The 19,427-nt window shown below is 52.3% G+C and carries 16 protein-coding genes; 1 reads left to right on the top strand and 15 read right to left on the bottom strand.

Translation table 11 applies throughout. The features are described 5' to 3' along the window. Positions 1–133: 133 nt before the first annotated feature. The 11 genes from MKX70_RS12080 to nifB form a co-directional block, all read right to left on the bottom strand. A complete protein-coding gene (locus MKX70_RS12080; protein ID WP_042239082.1) occupies positions 134–910 on the bottom strand; it encodes a Cof-type HAD-IIB family hydrolase in 777 nt (258 codons plus the stop codon). Between the two features lie 307 nt (positions 911–1,217). Further along, complete coding sequence (locus tag MKX70_RS12075) at positions 1,218–2,360, bottom strand: homocitrate synthase/isopropylmalate synthase family protein (RefSeq protein WP_042239085.1); 1,143 nt, start codon at positions 2,358–2,360, stop codon at positions 1,218–1,220. Continuing rightward, on the bottom strand, positions 2,357–3,109 hold the full coding sequence (locus MKX70_RS12070) for a HesA/MoeB/ThiF family protein (protein ID WP_042239088.1): 753 nt from the start codon (positions 3,107–3,109) through the stop codon (positions 2,357–2,359). The genes MKX70_RS12075 and MKX70_RS12070 overlap by 4 nt, the downstream gene beginning before the upstream one ends. A 36-nt stretch (positions 3,110–3,145) precedes the next feature. Further along, positions 3,146–3,712 (bottom strand): DUF269 domain-containing protein, encoded by a 567-nt coding sequence (locus MKX70_RS12065; protein ID WP_340782974.1) that lies wholly within the window; start codon positions 3,710–3,712, stop codon positions 3,146–3,148. Then, complete coding sequence (gene nifX, locus MKX70_RS12060) at positions 3,696–4,106, bottom strand: nitrogen fixation protein NifX (RefSeq protein ID WP_042239092.1); 411 nt, start codon at positions 4,104–4,106, stop codon at positions 3,696–3,698. The genes MKX70_RS12065 and nifX overlap by 17 nt, the downstream gene beginning before the upstream one ends. Continuing rightward, on the bottom strand, positions 4,081–5,409 hold the full coding sequence (gene nifN, locus MKX70_RS12055; RefSeq protein ID WP_340840071.1) for a nitrogenase iron-molybdenum cofactor biosynthesis protein NifN: 1,329 nt from the start codon (positions 5,407–5,409) through the stop codon (positions 4,081–4,083). Before nifN ends, nifX begins: the two co-directional genes overlap by 26 nt. Further along, positions 5,399–6,802, bottom strand: coding sequence for a nitrogenase iron-molybdenum cofactor biosynthesis protein NifE (gene nifE, locus MKX70_RS12050; protein WP_231637719.1), 1,404 nt, complete (start codon positions 6,800–6,802; stop codon positions 5,399–5,401). The genes nifN and nifE overlap by 11 nt, the downstream gene beginning before the upstream one ends. A gap of 247 nt (positions 6,803–7,049) precedes the next feature. Next, positions 7,050–8,609: a nitrogenase molybdenum-iron protein subunit beta gene (gene nifK / locus MKX70_RS12045; RefSeq protein WP_340782965.1), complete on the bottom strand. Its 1,560-nt coding sequence runs from the start codon at positions 8,607–8,609 to the stop codon at positions 7,050–7,052. Next, complete coding sequence (gene nifD / locus MKX70_RS12040) at positions 8,606–10,063, bottom strand: nitrogenase molybdenum-iron protein alpha chain (RefSeq protein ID WP_340840069.1); 1,458 nt, start codon at positions 10,061–10,063, stop codon at positions 8,606–8,608. Before nifD ends, nifK begins: the two co-directional genes overlap by 4 nt. A gap of 133 nt (positions 10,064–10,196) precedes the next feature. Then, positions 10,197–11,063 carry a nitrogenase iron protein gene (gene nifH / locus MKX70_RS12035; protein ID WP_039297719.1) on the bottom strand — a complete coding sequence of 289 codons (867 nt, stop codon included), beginning with the start codon at positions 11,061–11,063 and terminating at the stop codon, positions 10,197–10,199. A 6-nt stretch (positions 11,064–11,069) separates the two neighbouring features. Next, the gene (nifB, locus tag MKX70_RS12030) at positions 11,070–12,437 is read right to left on the bottom strand and encodes a nitrogenase cofactor biosynthesis protein NifB (protein WP_042239104.1); all 1,368 of its coding nucleotides are present in this window, start codon (positions 12,435–12,437) and stop codon (positions 11,070–11,072) included. Positions 12,438–13,165: 728 nt separating this feature from the next. Here nifB and MKX70_RS12025 point away from each other — a divergent pair. Beyond that, positions 13,166–13,993 carry a TerC family protein gene (locus MKX70_RS12025; RefSeq protein ID WP_042239109.1) on the top strand — a complete coding sequence of 276 codons (828 nt, stop codon included), beginning with the start codon at positions 13,166–13,168 and terminating at the stop codon, positions 13,991–13,993. A 79-nt stretch (positions 13,994–14,072) separates the two neighbouring features. Here MKX70_RS12025 and MKX70_RS12020 read toward each other — a convergent pair whose 3' ends face one another. The 4 genes from MKX70_RS12020 to MKX70_RS12005 form a co-directional block, all read right to left on the bottom strand. Next, positions 14,073–16,412, bottom strand: a complete 2,340-nt coding sequence (locus MKX70_RS12020; RefSeq protein WP_340840068.1) for an S-layer homology domain-containing protein — start codon at positions 16,410–16,412, stop codon at positions 14,073–14,075. Between the two features lie 252 nt (positions 16,413–16,664). After that, on the bottom strand, positions 16,665–17,417 hold the full coding sequence (locus MKX70_RS12015) for an ABC transporter permease (protein WP_042239117.1): 753 nt from the start codon (positions 17,415–17,417) through the stop codon (positions 16,665–16,667). Then, on the bottom strand, positions 17,411–18,190 hold the full coding sequence (locus MKX70_RS12010; protein ID WP_340840067.1) for an ABC transporter ATP-binding protein: 780 nt from the start codon (positions 18,188–18,190) through the stop codon (positions 17,411–17,413). Before MKX70_RS12010 ends, MKX70_RS12015 begins: the two co-directional genes overlap by 7 nt. Continuing rightward, entirely contained in the window at positions 18,171–19,142 is a 972-nt protein-coding gene (locus MKX70_RS12005) for an ABC transporter substrate-binding protein (RefSeq protein ID WP_231637720.1), read from the bottom strand. Before MKX70_RS12005 ends, MKX70_RS12010 begins: the two co-directional genes overlap by 20 nt. Positions 19,143–19,427: the final 285 nt, after the last annotated feature.

Raw genomic sequence — 19,427 nt, 5'->3', positions numbered from 1 at the left:
GACAACCTGCCCTTTGGAAGTCGGGCGCACACAAAAAAGAGCATCCTACTGCACTGTCTGCATTAGAATACTCCTCAGGTACCGCTCTCAGGCCAGGTAACGCCCGGCTTCCGCTTACATCATCATCCCTGCCTTACAGCAGTCCAACCATCTTCAAGCCTTCGTAAATCCCGTCCTCGCTGACATGCTTCGTTACGTAAGCGGCAGCAGCCTTTGCCTCAGCCTCCCCGTTGCCCATGGCAATGCCATAACCGACAAAACCCAGCATCTCCACATCATTCAGACCATCGCCAAAAGCATACACATCTTCCTTCTCCACGCCGATTACCTTCAGCATTTCCGCGATCCCGTTAGCCTTAGAGCCATTGCCCGGCAGCACATCCATACACAGCGGATGCCAGCGGATGAAATTCAGCTCCGGATACCGCTCGGTATATGTAACCTGACTCTCCTGCGGACAGAATATCATCGCCTGGTAAGTCTCATTCTTCAGGAAGTATTCGGCATCATGCGTCGGAAACACCAGCTTCAGCGAACCGATGCTCGTCTTGATATACTCATGATCCGCTACGTTCACTTTCATCCCTACAGTATCTGTGTAAGCTACCGGATGATCCAGCTTCTCTGCGAACAAGGTAATATCCTTCAGAGTAGACTTGTCAATCGGATTGCTGTATACCAGCTTTCCTTCATAGACTACATATTGCCCGTTGAGCGAAACATACGAGTTAATTCCCAGCTCCTCGCGCAGCTCCTCGAACATATAGTCCGCTCTGCCGGTAGCAATCGCCACATTATGGCCGTGTCTTTTCAGTTCGGCTATCGCTTCTCTGGTGGAGGCGGGGATGTTCTTGTCATCATCATAGATCGTGCCGTCAATATCAAAAAAAATCGTTTTCTTCAAAGTCATAGCTGCCCATTCTCCTTGCTTTCTTCCGAAGTAACATCCTGCTCAGATTGTAGATGCTTCCTGCAAACGATGCAAGCTTCTTTTCAGAAAATTCCATTTGCACTGTAAAAATTCACACAAGCAGAAACGGCTTTGCTGTCCTTTTAAGGACGGTACCGTTTCAGCGAGAAATAGAAGGATAAGTTATCGTGTGAAACATATAAATTCTTATATTTTCAAAAAAGCGGCGCCAGCCTTCCGCAAGGAAAACCGCCGCCGCTTCTATAATCATCAGCCTTATCAGCATCTGCAGCCCCGTAATGCTCTCTTAGACAGCATTCTGAGCCCGCTGCTGCTCTTCCATCAGCCACTGCACCAGCATATATTCCGGCACAGTGCCTTTGCGGGCTTCCGCGTATTCACGGACCTTCTCCAGCAGCCGCCCGGCCGTGTCCGCGCTGACCTCAAGTCCCCGCTGCTCCAGCACATGCGTGACACCGCCGCTGCCGGAATGCTTGCCGAGCACGAAGCGGTGGGCCCGGCCCACCTCCGCAGGATCGAAGGACTGATACGTGGACTTCTCCTTCATCAGCCCGTCCACATGAATTCCCGATTCATGGGTGAAGGCAAGCTGCCCCACAATCGGCTTCGCGTCACCGACACTGCGGCCGGAAGCGGCAATCACCTTGTCAGCCAAGCCTTTGAGCAAATCCAGCCGGACCGCACATTCCCCGCCGTACAAATAGCGCCAGGCCATGGCAACTTCCTCCATGGCCGCATTGCCGGTCCGTTCGCCGATGCCTGCCACTGTCGTGCTGGCCCATAACGCCCCTGCAGCTATGCCGCTGAGCGTGTTGGCACAGGCCAGCCCGAAATCATTATGGCAGTGCACCTCCAGCTCCACATCACCAGGCACTGCACCCAGCAGCCGGCTCACCCGGTCTGCCATCTGCCCCGGATGATGTGCGGAGACGGTATCCGCATAACGGAACCTGCGGATGCCTTCCCGGTACAAGGTATTCACTACTTCGACCAGATAATCCATATTCGCCCTGGAGGAATCCTCCATGCCTACCGACACCGTCATTCCCTGCCGCAGCCCATATTCTACTGTACGAAGCAGCTTGTTCAGACCTTCCCGTTGCGACAGCCCCAGCTTGCCCTGCAGCTGAATCTCCGAGACCGGAATGGAGATATGGCTCCAGCCCACTCCGGTAGCCCTTGCCTTGTCAATGTCACCGGGGACCGAGCGGTTCCACGTCATCAGCTTCATGGGCAGACCCAATTCAGCGATGGCCGCAATATCCTCCTGCTCCCGTTTGCCCATGGCAGGAATCCCAACCTCTGCTTGCTCTACTCCGCACTCCGACAGCAACTTTGCGATTTCCAGCTTTTCCGCCCTCGTGAATGAAACTCCAGCCGCCTGTTCACCATCCCTCAGTGTCGTGTCACATAGCTTGAGACTTTTCACGGTGTACCTCCTTCTCCGCAGCAAGCGCAATTCGGATTACGGGTAATATGGACGCTGTAACAGGCGAAGTCGAGTGAGCTGAAGCGATGCATTACGCCCGCATAAGTTGTCCCTACCCCTGTAATCCATTTTACGGCTTCCAGCGCTGCCAGACAACCCGCAATCCCGGAAGTCGCACCCAGAACAGGAAACCCAAACGGCTCCCACTGCGGCTGCACATCCGGATACAGGCATTCGAGGCAAGGCGTTAATCCTGGAATCACAGTAGTCAGTGATATTTCAAAGCCATACATTGCAGCTTCTACCATAGGTGTATTCGTATCCACACACAGACGGTTCAGCGCATACCGTTCAGGGAAATCATACCGGGCATCAATTACAATATCGGCATCCTCCACCCAAGGTCTGGCCGCGTGATATTCAATTTTGGAATTATAGCCTTCAAGCTCCACATGCGGATTCAGCCGCTTCAGCTGAGCGATTGCCGTACTCATCCGCTCCTGCCCCAGATGATCGCTGTCCATCAGAATTTGCCGGTTAAGATCCGGTGCAAGAATGATTCCCTCATGGGCCAAAATAAGCTTACCCACGCCTGCCGCTGCCAGATAGAGCGCAGCTGTTCCTCCAAGGCCGCCGATTCCGGCCACCATGACCGTCGCATCCTTCAGCGCCTTCTGCCCGTCTTCCCCGAGCAGCTTCAGCTGCCGGGCATACCGTTCCAGCTCCAAACCTCCGGCAAGCTGCTCCATCCCTGAATCCCCCTGTGACTGTGAATTGATTCTGCTTCAGCCCTCCAGGCTGAGCAGGCCGTGCTCTGAAGTCATTTCATTATATTTCTCAAGAAAAGCCAGCCCCTCTTCTATGCACTCCACCCCGTAACGGATCGTCTTCTCCGTGGAAGTGAACGGGAAGGGAAAGCCGGCCCGCAGGCTTTTGAGCACCAGAATAACCCTGCCGCTGTAGAGCAGTCCCCTTCCGAAGCCCTCGCCGTTAATCTCGGCGGTGCTCTGGATCATGAGGCCGGTTCTTTCTTCCATCACTCCCGCCATTGCCTGAAACAGCAGCGGCACCTGCTGGCGTACCTTCGGCGACACCGCACAATTGAATTCAGATTGATCCTTATCCTCGGCGGAAGCCAGGAACAGCTTCCCGATCTTCTCCTGCGGCGGAAGCAGGGCGCTACGCCCGAAGAAATCTCCGGCGTCCAGCAGATGGCATAACCGGCGGACCAGAGCATCCGCTGTCTCCTGATTCAGCTCCTTACGCGCTTTCCGGCCGCGCAGTCTCGTTGCCGCAGCCTCCGGAATTCCTGTATCCTGCAGCTCAGCATTCTCATTAGCCATGGGTTCCATCTGCTTCTCCCCCTTCGCTCTCGCCGGTTTCCTCCGCCCGCAGAACCTTAGCCAGCCACATAGGCGGCTTGCCCTGAAGCATCTCCACCAGCCGTTTCAGCTGTTCCTCTATAGGACTGCCGAAAGGGACCTTGACCGGCATAATCTTGCGGCGCGTCACCCGCGCAGCCGCTGATGCGCCGATCTGCATAATGAAGATCAATGTACAATCGCTTACCGCATCCAGACGGCTGTCGATTCTGCCTGCTTCATCCTGGTTCAGCACCGCCGTTAGCTTACGCAGCTCAACCAGTGATGCCCCGGATTTCGTTACATTATATACAGCAAACATCGGACTTTGTCCGAAATGGGCATTCACACGGTTTCCATCATCTGTGGCGAACGCTACTTTCACGGTGTCCTGCCTCCCTTTGCATTAACAAATTCCCTGCTTTATTACTCCATTCCATAGCGCCCCGGTACCCGACCGAGACAGACATATAAGCACCCAGCTCATTCCAGACCGGGAATCCGGCCGGCATAAATGCTGCCTCGATCCGCTGCGCACCTGCGAGCCCGTGGGAATTGCTGATCCACAAATCCGCTCCCTGGCCCAATATCTCGGCATCATCCAGATCCCCCACCCATACCTCGCGTTCCATTCCGGCAACGAGCGGAGTTTCGTATGAGGTTATCAGCGCCTTCTGCTCTACCCCCAGCTCCTCCAGCCATCCCGAGACGGAATACAGATGATCCGGTTCCAGTGCAGTCAGAGCCGACATGCCGGCGAACTGAAAATGGGCATCCAGCATACTATCGAGCAGATTCTCCCTCTGCCAGCAATACCGCAGCGGCACCGGCTCCCCGCTGATCTGATGCAGGAAATGCAGCAGTTCATCGGTGGCTTTGAGCCCCATAGCGCCTTCGAATACCTTATACGGCGTACCCAGTGCATTGTGCAGCCGCCGGGCCGGACGCTCCATGCTGCCCCCGATGGCAATCGTCAGCCCGGACTGCAGGCTCTGCAGCATGGAATCCAGCGGAACCCCGCCCCGGGTCAGCGGCGAGAAACCTGTCAGCAGATGGCCGGACAAGGAGGTCGAGATATCCGGCAGTGCAATCACTTCGAACCCGAAGGAGGAGATGATCTCCTTCAGCTCCATTACATCAGCCGGGGTTAAGAAAGATCCCGGCAGCAGGGTGATCTGCCGGGTGTTTACACTCCTGGACCCCCGATGTCCGACCTGCTGGATCATCTCGTCAATCATGGCTTCTACCGTAGAGCTGAAGCCCGATTCCAGTGATCCGCGAAAATCAGGAAGCACGACAGAGAAGGCGAGACCGCCGCGCATATTCCGCTCTCTTTTATACGTCTTCAGCATGTTCTGATAATCCACTCCGGCCACATCGGTCAATTCGGTTCCAATAATGCCGATGATATCGGGACGATGCTTACTGAGCACCAGATTCAGCGCCTCTTCCAGATTGCGGTTGGCATCGAAGATGACATCCATCTCCTGGAGCGCCGAGGTCTGTACGGCAATCGGTTCCCGGAAATGCCGGGTCAGCAGCGCCTTCGGAAAAGCGGAGCAGCCCTGGGAGCCGTGAATCAGCGGCATGGCCCGGTAACAGCCCTGCAGTGCCAGCACGGCACCCAGCGACTGCCCGATCTTCATCGGGTTGACCGATGCCGGCTTTTTTCTCCGGTTAACGGTCATACGGCGGAGCCTCCTTATCCCATGGGGCCGGGCTTGCGGCCAGCTTCCAGATTGGATTGGCCAGGGAATAAGTCAGTTCTTTGGCCAGCCTCAGCAGTCCCTCATACCCCGCATAAGCCTTGTGCCGCTCCTGGTTAATATCTATAAAAGGAATCTGCTCTTTCATCGCCACGTACATATTTCGTCCGCCGGCAATCATAATATCCGCCTTACGTTCCCTTACGGTCTTAATAATCCGGCTTGCTCCGCCTTCGGGAATGTATTCCGTATCATCGCCCACCCGGTCGGCAATCCGCCGCACATCATCCTCAGTGCTTTTGTTCGTACCTACCCCGACTACCTGGACGCCAAGCTCCTTCAGCGCCGAGATCACCGACCAGCTTTTGACGCCGCCGGTATAGAGCACTGCCCGTTTCCCTTTCAGCAGCTTGCGGTACGGCCGCAGATCCTGGCTTAACCTGGCTTCTTCCCGTTCGGTGAGCCGGTCCACCCGCCGCTCCATCTCACGGTCATTCATCAGAAATGCCATTTGCCGCAGCGAGTAGGTCGTTTCCTTAGCACCATAGAACGAACCTTCGAAATAAGGAATGCTGTATCTGGATTCCATTTCCTTGGCAAGGCCCAGCAGCGCCCGGCTGCAGACCACCATATTCACTTTGGCGCGGTGCGCATAGGTAATCTCCTTGTAACGGGCGTCGCCCGTTATCCGCGAGGTTACCGTGATCCCGGCGCTGTTCATCAGCTTCTCGATATCCCACATCTCACCGGCGATATTATACTCACCGATCAGATTCACACCCAGAGGCGACATCGGCTCCGGTTCTCCTGTACCGATAACGTACTGCAGCAGGGCATCTCCGGCCAGACGGTTGCCGAGATTCTTGCTGCCGACGAAGCCGGGACTGTTCACGGGGATCACAGGGATCCCGATCCGCTCAGCCGCCGCCCGGCAGACAGCATCCATATCCTCGCCAATCAGCGCTGTCACACAGGTTGAATATACAAATATTGCCGGAGGCGCAAAGCGCTCGGCAATATAGTCGATACTGTCCTTCAGTTTCTTCTCGCCGCCAAAAATAATATCGGAATCCGTAAGATCCGTAGCGAAGCCGTATTGGGACAGGGAGGGGCCGCTTGACAGCGTTCCTCTGCTCTCCCAGCTATTTCCGGCACAGGCAATCGGTCCATGGACAAGATGTGCAGCGTCCATAATCGGCAGAAGCGTAATTTGGGCTCCGTCGAAGGAGCAGCCTCCAGCTGCTTCACCCGGTTTGGGCCGTGGACAGGGCTTTGCTTTTGGGGCTATGCTCCCGCAAGCCTCGGAATCAAATTCGTTTTTTCGAACAGGGTCCATCGGCTCTTCATCTCCTTCGCTTAAGATGCTGTATTTCACGCAAATCTTGCGCTGCTCCTGAGGCGGCATTTGCACCTGATGGCAAGAATCCCGGCCCTCCGCCGTCCCCGGATGCCGGTTACAATAACCGTTGCCGAATATTCCGGGGACTTGAGAGACCAGGCGAGGTATTTTTTACATTTATTCAAATGGTTGTATTTATATAATAAATTTCATTTCAGAAAGTTTCAGTAATTCTCATCACTTCGCGTGATCAAATTACCTTAGATAGCTGATAAATATGCGTTTAGCGCACCAGTTCGAAATTAAATCCGGAATTATTATCATCGAGCTGCTGGAGAATCGTGTTCACAATTAAGCTAAGCAGATTCAACGTTCCCTGGTACCCGATAATCGGATAACGATGCATATGATGACGGTCAAAGATCGGGAATCCGACCCGGATCAGCGGCACATCGGCATCCTTGGCGGCGAATTTCAGATGCGAGCTGCCAATTGCCAGATCAACCGTATCATTCAGCAGCAGCGAGCGCATATGCCACAGGTCTTTACCCACATGCACAGTTGCTTCGGAACCGTACGGACTTGCCGCCAGAAGCGCCTCGGCTTCATCCTTGAACTTCACTTCATTGTAATCAACATCACCGTTCGAGCAGACGATATGCACCGGCTCCATCCCGGTTTCCAGACAGAACCCGATCAGGCCGATCAGCAGATCCGGATCACCTACAAGCGCAACACGCTTGCCGTGGAGGTAAGGATGACTGTCCATGAGCGCGTCTACTACGCGGCCGCGTTCTTCGGTAAGTGAGGCGGGAATGGGCAGACCCGTCAGTTCACTGATTGCTTCAAGCAATTTATCGGTACCTTTAATGCCAAGCGGCGTCGATAATGCGGAGATTTGCTGGTTCCAGGTTCCGCTGATATATTCCTGAGTCTTCTTCAGCGTATACTTTTGCAGGGACAGAGTCCCCAGCGCATTGGCTGCCTGCGGAACATCCTCAAGCTTCGTGCCGCCATAATAATATTCGTATTCTCCCGTGGCCGGTGAGTCATAGTTCCCGCTGTGATCCCCCAGGATCGTGTACTTGGTATCAAACGCAGCAAGAATCTTGCGCAGTTCCGCGAAGTTACCGGTGTAAGGCTCGAAACCAAGCATTACATTCAGCTTCTCCCCGCTTTCTGCACCGCTTCCCGGCTTACTCTCGATTCCTGAACGGGTGTAGAGGTAGCTCAGAATGCCTTTGATCATGGCATCATAGCCTGTAATATGCGAACCGACGAAGCTCGGTGTATTGCAGTAAGCTACTGGATATTCTTCACTGATAACCCCTTTAATCCGGGCGTTGCCGATAAAAGAGTTCAGGTCATCCCCGATAACCTCAGCCATGCAGGTGGTACAGATCGCAACCATCTCCGGTTTGTAGAGCGCGACACTGTTCTCCAGACCATCAATCAGGTTGTTCATCCCGCCGAATACGGCAGCATCCTCAGTCATTGAAGTGGAAACAGAAGGTGTAGGCTCTTTAAAGTGACGGCTGAGATGGCTGCGGAAGTAGGCATTGCAGCCCTGCGAGCCGTGAACAAACGGCAATGTTTTCTCAAATCCGAGTGCGGCCATCACTGAGCCGAGCGGCTGACAGGCTTTATGCGGATTAATGACAACATTCTGGCGGTTAAAATTCTTTTCCATATATTCAGCAGATTTGGAGTATGCGAGCGCTTCGGCAGTCTCCTGCTCGCTGCAAGGCGCTTCGAACTGCTTCTTGTTCTCCCGCTGCTGAACATAGCGTTCTTCCTTAAACAAGCTGGTATTATCTTTAATGTTCAGTTCATCCTTGCTCATATGCTCGCCTCCTCTGGCTCCATTTTCTCTTTTCGGGTCACCAGATCCCACACCGGACTGTTCACCGTCATATCCATGTCCTTGGCAAATACCTTAAAGCCGTCGAAGCCATGATACGGGCCGCTGTAATCCCATGAGTGCATCTGACGGAACGGAACTCCCATTTTGTGATACACATACTTCTCTTTCACACCGGAACCTACCAGATCAATGTTCATTTTCCGGGTGAGCTCTTCCAGCTCGTAGGCTGTTGGGTCATCCATAATGATTGTTCCTTCTTCCAGCATCGGAAGCATCTTCTCATAGTCATCCTTATGGGCGAATTCGTAACCGGAAGCCACGATATCCATTCCCAGATCTTCATAGGCTCCGATCGTATGGCGTGAACGCAGGCCGCCGATCATCAGCATGACGGTTTTGTTCTCCAGGCGGGGTCTGTATTTACGAATAATGGCATCCATTACCGGCTTATATTTGGCGATCATCTTCTCGCAGTTCTCCTGAATCGTAGTGTCGAAGAGGGCTGCAATCGCCCGCAGGCTCTCATAAGTCTTGGTGGGTCCGAAGAAATTGTATTCGAGCCATGGAATGCCGTATGCCTTCTCCATATGATCCACCATGTAGTTCATCGAACGATGACAGTGAATCAGGTTCAGCTTCGCCTTGTGAGCCACTTCCAGCTCATTGAGGGAACCGTCGCCGGACCACTGGGCAATTACGCGCAGGCCCATTTCTTCCAGCAGAATACGGGAGGCCCAGGCGTCACCGCCAATATTATAGTCGCCGATAATGTTGACATCGTACGGACCGGTCTCCGCCAGTTCCGCACGGCCCATGACGAAATCGCGGATCGCATCGTTTGCGATATGGTGACCCAGCGATTGGCTGACCCCCCGGAACCCTTCGCAGCGTACCGGAACAATCGGCATATCCAGCTCTTTGGACATCTTCTTGGATACCGCTTCAATATCATCACCGATCAGACCGACCGGACACTCGGATTGAACCGAGATCCCTTTGGCAAGCGGGAACATTTCGGTAATTTCACGCATGATTACGGCCAGCTTCTTATCTCCGCCGAAGACAATATCCGTTTCCTGAAAATCACTGGTGATCTGCATAGCCGTAAAGTTGTCGATCCCCAGCGTACCGTTGGCAAAGTTACGGCGCGAACCCCAGCTGTATTGTCCGCAGCCTACAGGGCCGTGACTAATATGGACCATATCCTTGATCGGGCCCCATACCACCCCTTTGGACCCTGCATAAGCGCATCCGCGCGGCGTCATCACACCCGGACGGGATTTGATGTTAGACTTCACTGCACAAGTTCCGCAATCTATGGCATTATCTGTAGCCACCTGAAAATGCTTCTCGCGGTCTTTCTTCGCTTTTTTCGGGTAGGCTTCAAGAACTTCTTCTATCAGTTTTTTATTGTCTTCGATATTCAGTCCCATGTATTGACCCTCCTTATTCTTGATGCAGGACGCCCAGGCCGCCTGCGTGGCTAATGCCACTGGAGATGAACCGGTGAAGGCCGTCTCTCCACTCCCGTTCACCGGTTCACTCTATAGATTACGGCATAGAGCCTTATTGACCGGAAGCCTGCAGTTTCTTGATCGCAGCTTCTTCATCTTCAATGATCCCGAATTCCATCAGCAGCTCTTCCAGCTCTTCCATGGAAATCGGAGTAGGGATGGTCAGCATTTTGTTATTGAGGATTTTCTCAGCCAGTGTTTCATATTCTTTCGCCTGCTGATGGGTAGGGTTATATTGGGCAACAGTCATTCTGCGCAGCTCGGCATGCTGAACGATATTATCGCGTGGTACAAAGTGAATCATCTGTGTGTTCAGGCGGCGGGCCAATTCCATGATCAGCTCATCTTCACGGTCTGTGTTACGGCTGTTGCAGATCAGGCCGCCCAGTCTTACACCGCCGCTGGTGGCATATTTCAGGATACCGCGGGCGATATTGTTCGCCGCATACATCGCCATCATCTCACCGGAACAGACGATGTAGATCTCTTGGGCCTTGCCTTCACGGATTGGCATTGCGAAACCGCCGCATACAACGTCACCAAGGACGTCATAGGATACGAAGTCCAGATCCTGATAGGCGCCTTCCTGTTCCAGGAAGTTGATGGCGGTGATGATCCCGCGTCCCGCGCAGCCTACACCTGGTTCTGGTCCGCCGCATTCTACATTGATAATGTCGCCGAACCCTGTCTGCAGTACATCTTCAAGCTCCAGATCCTCTACCGAACCCAGTTCAGCTGCCAGTTCAAGCACCGAGTTCTGGGCTTTCGTGTTCAGGATAAGACGGGTAGAGTCTGCCTTAGGGTCACAACCTACGATCATTATTCTTTGTCCGAATTTTGTAGCCAGCTGAGCCAGGGTGTTTTGTGAAGTTGTCGATTTACCGATACCGCCTTTACCGTAGAAAGCTATTTGTCTCATTGTTCATCATCCCTTCGAAATGTTTATATTTTCAAAATAAGAGCTGTACTTGACGCTTTCGAGAATGGCTTCCTGAATTCCGCCTTTGCGGACTAGTGGCAGGACTCCGATTTTGTTCAGGCTGGCCCTCGGGGCATCGCCGATACCGGAGCAGAGAAGAATACGGCAATCACTTAAAATAGATATGATTTCTTGCAGCGTGGCGGCTTTATCGCCGTTGCAGTCTGCTTTGCCATGACAATAAGCTTGTATCTTGCGGACACCGAGCAGTTGTACATCAACTCCGTCGGTATCATAAACAAGGAACTCTGTGGCATGCCCGAAATGCTGGTTGACCTTATCGCCGCCTCTTGTAGCAACCGCAACCCGTGTCTTCGGTCCGCCCTCCACTATACGTCTCGCCTGTTTGGCTTTGACGCGCTCGCGGATTTTGGTATCCAGTTCACTCTGGAACATTGCCCTGGCTTCTTCATTAATGACCGGTTCAGCTTCCATCGCTTCAAGCGGGAAATCCTGATTACGGTCCTGGCCCAGCAGCCCGATGGCATCAGCCCGGCATTGCCGGCAATGGCGCATGACCTTCATGCCGTCACGGCCAAGAAGCTCCTGCAGATTAAGCAATTCCTTCGGACGGGGCGCCTTGCGCCCATCCGCTTCGTACTGGCTGCCCGGTGCGATAATCAGCGGTGTTACATTATGCAGCGTGGCCCCGAGTTCTTTTACTCGTTTGGACACTGCGGGCAGATGATGATCGTTGACCCCCGGAATCATAATGGAATTCACTTTAACCAGAATCCCCAGCTTTGCCAGCATTTCAAGTCCCTGCAACTGACGGCTGATCAGCAGCTCGGCTGCTTCTCTTCCTTCGTACCGGACACCTTCATCGAATACCCAGGGATAAATCGCCTGGCCGACATCAGGATCGATGGCATTGATGGTGATAGTGACATGACGGATGCCAAGCTCGATGATCTCATCCACATGCCGATAAAGTGTAAGTCCGTTGGTGCTGAGGCAAAGGGAAACGTCTGGCACATACTTCTTGACCCGGGCAAAGGTATCAAACGTCTGCTCCGGATTCGCCAGAGGATCTCCGGGTCCGGCCACACCCACTACCGAGAGCTGCATCAGCTGAGCGGCAACGCCTCTCACCTTGCGTTCCGCTTGCTCCGGAGTAAGCACTTCACTGACCACGCCCGGCCTGCTCTCATTCACACAGTCGAACTTGCGGTTGCAGTAATTGCACTGGATGTTACAGGCGGGAGCAACCGGGATGTGCATCCGGGCATAAAACCGGTGGGCCTCCTCGCTGTAGCAAGGGTGGCGGCTAATCTCCTCCTCCGCTTCACTTGATATACATGACGGCTGCATCATTTCCCACCTCCTAAAAGTTTTGTGAGCTTAGCTTCCTGTACAATCTGCGTACAAAACTCGCTTCGGAAGCATCCGCTTTGTTTTACGGAGCATTACTACTCCTTCGAAACCACTTCGCAGTAAAACTCGCTTCGGAAGCATCTGCTTAAGTTTTGTGAGCTAAGCTTCCCTGACATTCCATCAGCGACAGTCAATTGGATATTCGCTTAGTTGTGTTATGTTTAATAACATCAACCTCGCTTGGCTGCTTTAATTAGTCTCATCATATTTTCATAACAGGGTATCGTCAATTAGGTTAAAGCTTAATTCGCCCTTTATTTCCTTAAGTTTGCAGTTTCGCCATATCAGATGTTAAGTAATATAACTCATACATTCCATGGTTCCGTTTTCAAAACAATCATTTCCTGATGATATTTATTCTCATAAACATTGACAACGCCTCTCAACTCATATATGATACTTTTAGTTAGATACGTAAATCCTAAAATTTCATATATCCCGTAAAGGGGAGTAGCTGTTAGATAAAATCGTCAATACGAGAATATGAGGATATTCTCCGGTTTTATCGGCAATTCATTTTGTTAGCGAGACCTTTACCAATCAGGTTACCTTTATTCCAAAGGCTAATCTGTTTGGTAAAGGTCTTTTTTATATAGTTTTGGTTACAATAATGGTAATAAGGGTATTTTTATGAAAAGTACCCAGAGCCACATGAGGAGGAAACAGCAATGGATTGGGGATTATTATTAGAATACGGATGGGTATTGCTCGTTCTGGTCGCACTGGAAGGGCTGCTTGCCGCAGACAACGCACTTGTATTGGCAATCATGGTTAAACATCTTCCTGATGAGGAACGTAAGAAGGCGCTCTTTTACGGATTGGCAGGAGCGTTTGTGTTCCGGTTTGGATCACTTTTCGTCATCTCTTATCTGGTCGACATCTGGCAGGTACAAGCCATCGGCGCAATTTATCTATTATTTATCGCGGGGAATCACATCTTCCGAAAATTGCTGTTCAAGAAACCAGTCACGGATGAAGCAGCTGAAAGCGGCACTTCCGGGGCTGTCAACAAGAAGAAATCCAGCTTCTGGTTCACCGTATTTAAGGTTGAGATTGCAGATATTGCCTTTGCAGTAGACTCCATCCTCGCAGCTGTTGCCCTCGCCGTTGCTCTTCCGCCAAGCGGAATCGGCCACATTGGCGGACTTGACGGCGGACAGTTCCTGGTAATCTTTGCGGGCGGATTCATCGGCCTGGTCATTATGCGGTTTGCCGCTTCTTTCTTCGTCAAATTGCTCCACACACGTCCAGGTCTCGAAATTGCCGCCTTCTTCATTGTCGGCTGGGTAGGGATTAAGCTTGCCGTCATCACTCTTGCACATCCTTCGCTGGGTGTATTGTCTGAAGACTTCGCGCATAGCACCTGGTGGAAACTGACCTTCTACGTGGTTCTGATTATTATTGCGGCTACAGGCTGGTTCATGAGCAGCATCAAGACCGAAGACAATGTCGGCGAGAATCCCGTCAAGGAAGTCGACAAACAGCTCGGCAAATAAGCTTCTTCACTCCATATGAGACGTCAAAAAGCCCGTTTCTGCCATAGTGGCGGAAACGGGCTTTGCTGTGCTTCATTCTCTATTGGCCGATCACTTGATCGGTTCTGCCCTGCAGCTCTACAAGCTTCATGATTACATTAGCTGCCTGCGCCTTGGTTACAATCTGCTGTGGATTGAACTTTCCGCTCTCTCCCTGCAGCAATCCCAGCTTCACAGCCAGCGCCACTGCCCCTTTATCCTGAATGGCCGCATTGTCACTGAAGCTGGTTATGACAGAATCATTACCCAGAAAAGCTGAAAGCTTATCGTACTTCAGGAAGGAGGCAAGCAGAACAGCAAGCTGTTCGCGGCTTAACTTACTCTCAGGCTGCAGCGCAGCCTCTCTGCTGATCCATTCACGCTCTGCCGCATAGCTGACAGCTTCATAATAAGGACTGTCCGGACTCACTCCAGCCACGGCTTTAGGTTCAGAACCATTCGAATATCCTGCATAATACGGTGTTGAGGATCTGGCAATCAGGGTAAACCAGTCTCCGGCCGTTATCTCCTGGTCCGGATTCACCTTCTTGTCCGCATCTGTGCTCAGCACGCCGTATTTCAGCAGCTCGGTCAACGCCTGCTCTGCTGCATGCCCCTTAAGATCAACTGCCTCCGCTCCACTCCGTGACTGCAACGGGCTCTCGTAGGTCGTGACCCATTCCTTAGTTTGCGCATCCAGTACCTTATAGGTATCCTGAGAATCTGCCGGAGTCGGAGCATATACCAGCTTAACTACCGGTTCAACATACTTATTATTTATGTTATATCCGCCTATACTGCTGTACTGCAGTTTAAGATCGTATCTAGCGAGATAGCTCTGAAGTGCTTCCGCCCCGGAAACTGCCGGAACAGGCTTATCTTTGAGCGCTTCATAACCGGTGTTGCCTGTATTCGTGTAGCTTTGCAGTCTGCCGTAAACATCCATAGTCATGACTATATTACTGTCACTAACCGGAATACCCTGATAATAGCGCAAGAACTGGTAACGGTACCCCTTCCCATCTTCAAGGATACTCCACTTCCCTCCATGCTCAACCAGCTTAAGACTTCCGCTAGCCTTAGGATACAGACGGTTGATAAGCTCTATCGCCCTCTCCTTGGCTTGTGCCTGCGTCAGTTTGGTTCCGCCTGCAGGTGCAGGCTGTTCCTTCAATGCCTGGCCTCCATACTGATCCAGCTGGAATTGAATGATTTCTCCGGTGCTGGAGTCTACTTCAGCGTACGTACGCTCCGGCATTGCCATATTAGCAGCCGTGCGGCTTGCTTCCCAGGATAATCTCCAGAGCTTTTGCTTATCATTCTGGGAATTCACGCCAGAGTTCTGGCCTGACAGCTTGCGTTCTGCAGGAATCGCGGCGACCTGCTGTACCAGCTTCGCCGCTGCAGCTGCGGTTAGCCCGGCGGCGCTTGACGGCTGGAAAGCATTCTTCCGCTCTGGAACCGCCTCATAAGTAACAGCTGCCGTAATTGCCTCGCCTTCGTTATCTATGCTTTTGCCAGTCTGGGCATCTACAAGGAACAGGGACTCACTCTCAGGGCGCCAGCCCAGAATCCAGCGCACTGCCGCGCCGTCTTTATATAGAGGAATATAATAGAGCCCAATCTTAAAGTTCCCGGCAAATTGCTTGGTTGCTGATTCCAGGGAGACCGCCGGCTTCGCTGACGGATACACTAAGTCTGTAGCCGGTTTGCTGAATTGAACGATATTCCCGTTTCCATCTACGGCGATGTTCAGCATATCCGCTGCTGAGGGAAGCCCGTTTCTCATGATTCTGAAATGAAACCTATATTCAAATATACCAAAGAGCGCGTCTCTGCCCATATAAGTCGGGTCGTTATCATCCAGTACAAGGTCCGTCGCTGCCAGGGATGGTGCGGCCATGGCAATAAAGCTGCGGGCTTTCGCCAGCGCCTCCTCCCGGGAGAATTCCGGAGGGTAAAAAGCATTCTCCCTCAACATAGGATAAGAAATATACGTATTCACCAGATCACCTGTCATCGCATCAACCAAACTGGAGAACCCGTAACCTGAGCTGCCCAGCTGATACTGCCACTGGACATTCCACACCATCTGGTTCCCGGAAGGAGGGTAAGAATCCGTGCCAAGCCGTACATTGGATACCGTCGCTTCCTTCAGAACGGGAAACCACTCTCTTAGCTTGGCAATGGACTGCTCCTGTGTGATTTTGGCCTTGGCCGGGTCCGGGGCTGCGGAATTGGCGGCCTGTCCGGCAGCTGCTGTAGAGAGAGGCGGCGTCACCGAAGTGTAGCTGGAATCCGCAGCAGCCAGCCCGCCAGGCAGCAGTAATGCAAGCGTTACCGAAGTAATCAGGGCTGTCCGGGCGGTTTGCTGAATAAATTGATTACGTTTACTGTTCAAAACATTTCATCCTCCTCAAATAAGCAACATGGATATTCTAATTATAATTATATTTAGATATATTTACCATGTTATATTTGCGACAGGAAATTACAGCATTCTCAAACAAGTAGAAACGGCTTTGCCGTCCTTTTAAGGGACGGTGTTGTTTCAGCGAGAAATAGAAGGATAAGTTATCGTGTGAAACATATAAATTCTTATATTTCAAAAGAAACGGGCACCGTCCTTATGCGGACAATACCCGTGTACAGACTACCTCCGCCACTTCATAAACCGGTAATCCAGCAGATCCACCAGCAGGAAAAGGACAAAGCCTACCAGACTGAACAGCATAATTCCCGCATACATCTCCGGATAATCCAGCCGCAGCCAGGCATCCATAATGAAGAAGCCCATGCCATGCTCCGTACCGTAAATTTCGGTGAAGAACAGCACCGATATTGCCGTTCCAAGAGAGATACGAATGGTGCTGAGAATGACCGACAGTGCACCGGGGAGCGTCACATTCCAGAACTTCTGCATGGAGCTGGCGCCGATGCTCGTCAGAACATCATATGTACTCTCAGGGATTGCCTTCACACCATCACGTACGGATATGATTATCTGGAACAGCAGGATCAGCATGATCATCAGCACTTTGGAGATCTCCCCGAGGCCGAAGAACAGCATCACTACAGGCAATAGCGCAATCTTGGGAATCGGATAGGTCAGATACACCACCGGATCCAGCAGCCTGTTCCAGAGCGGAGAGCGGCCCATCAGCAGGCCTACCATCAGTCCGAGCAGCAGTGCCAGCAGCACACCCTCGAAGATCCGGAGCAGGCTGTAGCCGACGTTCAGCGCCACATCACGCGCCCCGAGATGAAACATAGCTTCATAGACTGCACCCGGACTTGGCAGAATGGAATGATTCATCAGCAGATAGGCTATATACCAGATTACATTCATGCCCGCAAAAACGAACAGCAGCCGCAGCAGGTGAGGGAGATGCCGTTTTTTCACCATTTCTCCATCATTACCCTTCTGATTCTCTTACTCTGCTCGAAATACTCATCGCTCTCCCGCTTGTCCACATGCTTCATTGCAAACACAGCAGAGTTATCGAGAATCTCCGGCTCCTGTTGCCCGGGCAGCATCACGATAATCTTCTGTCCCAGGAGAATCGCTTCTTCTATGTCATGGGTGACGAACAGCGTGGTTGCCGGATGAGCCTGCCAGTTGTCGATAAAAATCTGCTGCAGCCCTTCCCGCGTGATGGCATCTAGCGCTGAGAACGGCTCATCGAGCAGCAGAAGGGTCGGCAGAATGGCGAACGCGCGGGCAATAGCCACCCGCTGCTGCTGCCCGCCGCTCAGCGAGAGCGGAAACCGGCCGGCCAGTCCGGCTATACCCATGGACTCAAGCCAATGCATGATTTGCCCGTCCTGCTCCTGCTTATTTTGGCTCACGCCGCCGGGGCGGGCAATTTTCATGGCAATCCGGATGTTGTTACGGACTGTCTTCCAGGGGAGCAGCCCATAATTCTGCGGCACCAGCCCGATCAGCGTGTCCTTGTCATGGACGGATCTGCCGTTGAAGAGCAGCTCCCCCTCATACCCCGGCAGCAGGCCGGCAATCGCCCGCAGCAGCGTGGATTTGCCGCTGCCCGAAGGACCTATTACTGTATATATCCCATGCTCCGGCAGGGTTAGATTCATATCCCCGAGCGCGAGCTGCCCATTGGTGTAAGCTACATGCAGGTTATGAATCCGCAGTCCGTTATTCTTTAAACTGGACATCGGAGATCACTTCTTCAGCCGATATATTTTTGGTGAGCAATCCTTTTTCACGCGCCCAGGCGAAGGCAGCCTCCACTTCCTTCACATCCACCTGGTAAGCAGGCAGGTATTCCGGCACTTGAATCTCATTCTTCAGGGTGTCCGGATAACCCACTTCCTTGATAATCAGATCGATATATTCCGACTGGTCATGCGTTTTCATATAATCTACAGCTTCATCATAAGCGGCATACATATCACGGATTGCTTGTCCCTTGGCATCAATCGCACTCTGCGGGAAAGCCAGCACGAACGGGTTAATCCCTGCACTATGGGTCGAGCTGAGAACGCGCAGGCCTGCAGTTTTGCCCATCGTCACGAACGGCTCCGGAAGGACGGCTGCATCAGCCTTATTACTTTTCAGCAGCTCCAGACGGGTTGGAATCTGTGGCACTTCGGTTACCGTAATATCGTCTTCGGTCAAGCCGGCCTGCTTCAGCATCATCGCCACGGTATATTGGGTCGAGGTATTCTTGGACAGTATGACCGTCTTGCCCTTCAGATCCTTAACCTCTTTGACTTCATCATTTCCGGTCAGCAGATCAAATTCACCCGTTGTAGTGCTGGTGATTTTGACATCCAGTCCAGCTTCATTATAGATCGAAATTGCTACGAGATCTGCGCTGAGGCCATCCACTTTGCCGGCTTGAAAAGCTACATCGCGGTCCTTGGCGCTCTTGAAGGTCTGGATATCGAGGTTAACCTTATGCTGTTTATCGAAGCCTTGCTCATGTGCAATAATAAACGGAATGGCATCAATCGAAGGCAGCAGTCCAAGCGATATGGTAACCGGCTCAGCTGGAGCTTCCGCAGCATTTCCGGAGCTTGCATTATTGGCATTGCCTGCATTATTCGAATTTCCGCAGCCAGCCGCTACCAGACCAACCGCAGCAGTCAACATTACTATTTTCATAAGGTTCTTCCAGTTTTTTCTCTCCATGAATCTTAATTCCTCCGTCTCTTTTCGCTTCATCATTTTGCTGTTGCTTCGCTTCTGCTTCCGGGAACAGGATCATCCAGTGGTGTAGTGCGGCATTGCCTCTCAGGCCAGAGGTCCATGCGCATTTATTCACATATAGGCATACAAGTAGAAACGTTGAAGCCGCCCTTCCAAGGGCGGCACTCGTTTCTGGTGTACATCTATTCAAGTCGTATGCTCCGGGAAGACCTAAGTAATGCAATTTTACACCCATTGCCC

This window comes from Paenibacillus sp. FSL R7-0312 (assembly GCF_038004445.1).
Taxonomy (GTDB): domain Bacteria; phylum Bacillota; class Bacilli; order Paenibacillales; family Paenibacillaceae; genus Paenibacillus_AQ.
This window is presented reverse-complemented; position numbering and strand designations above follow the sequence as displayed.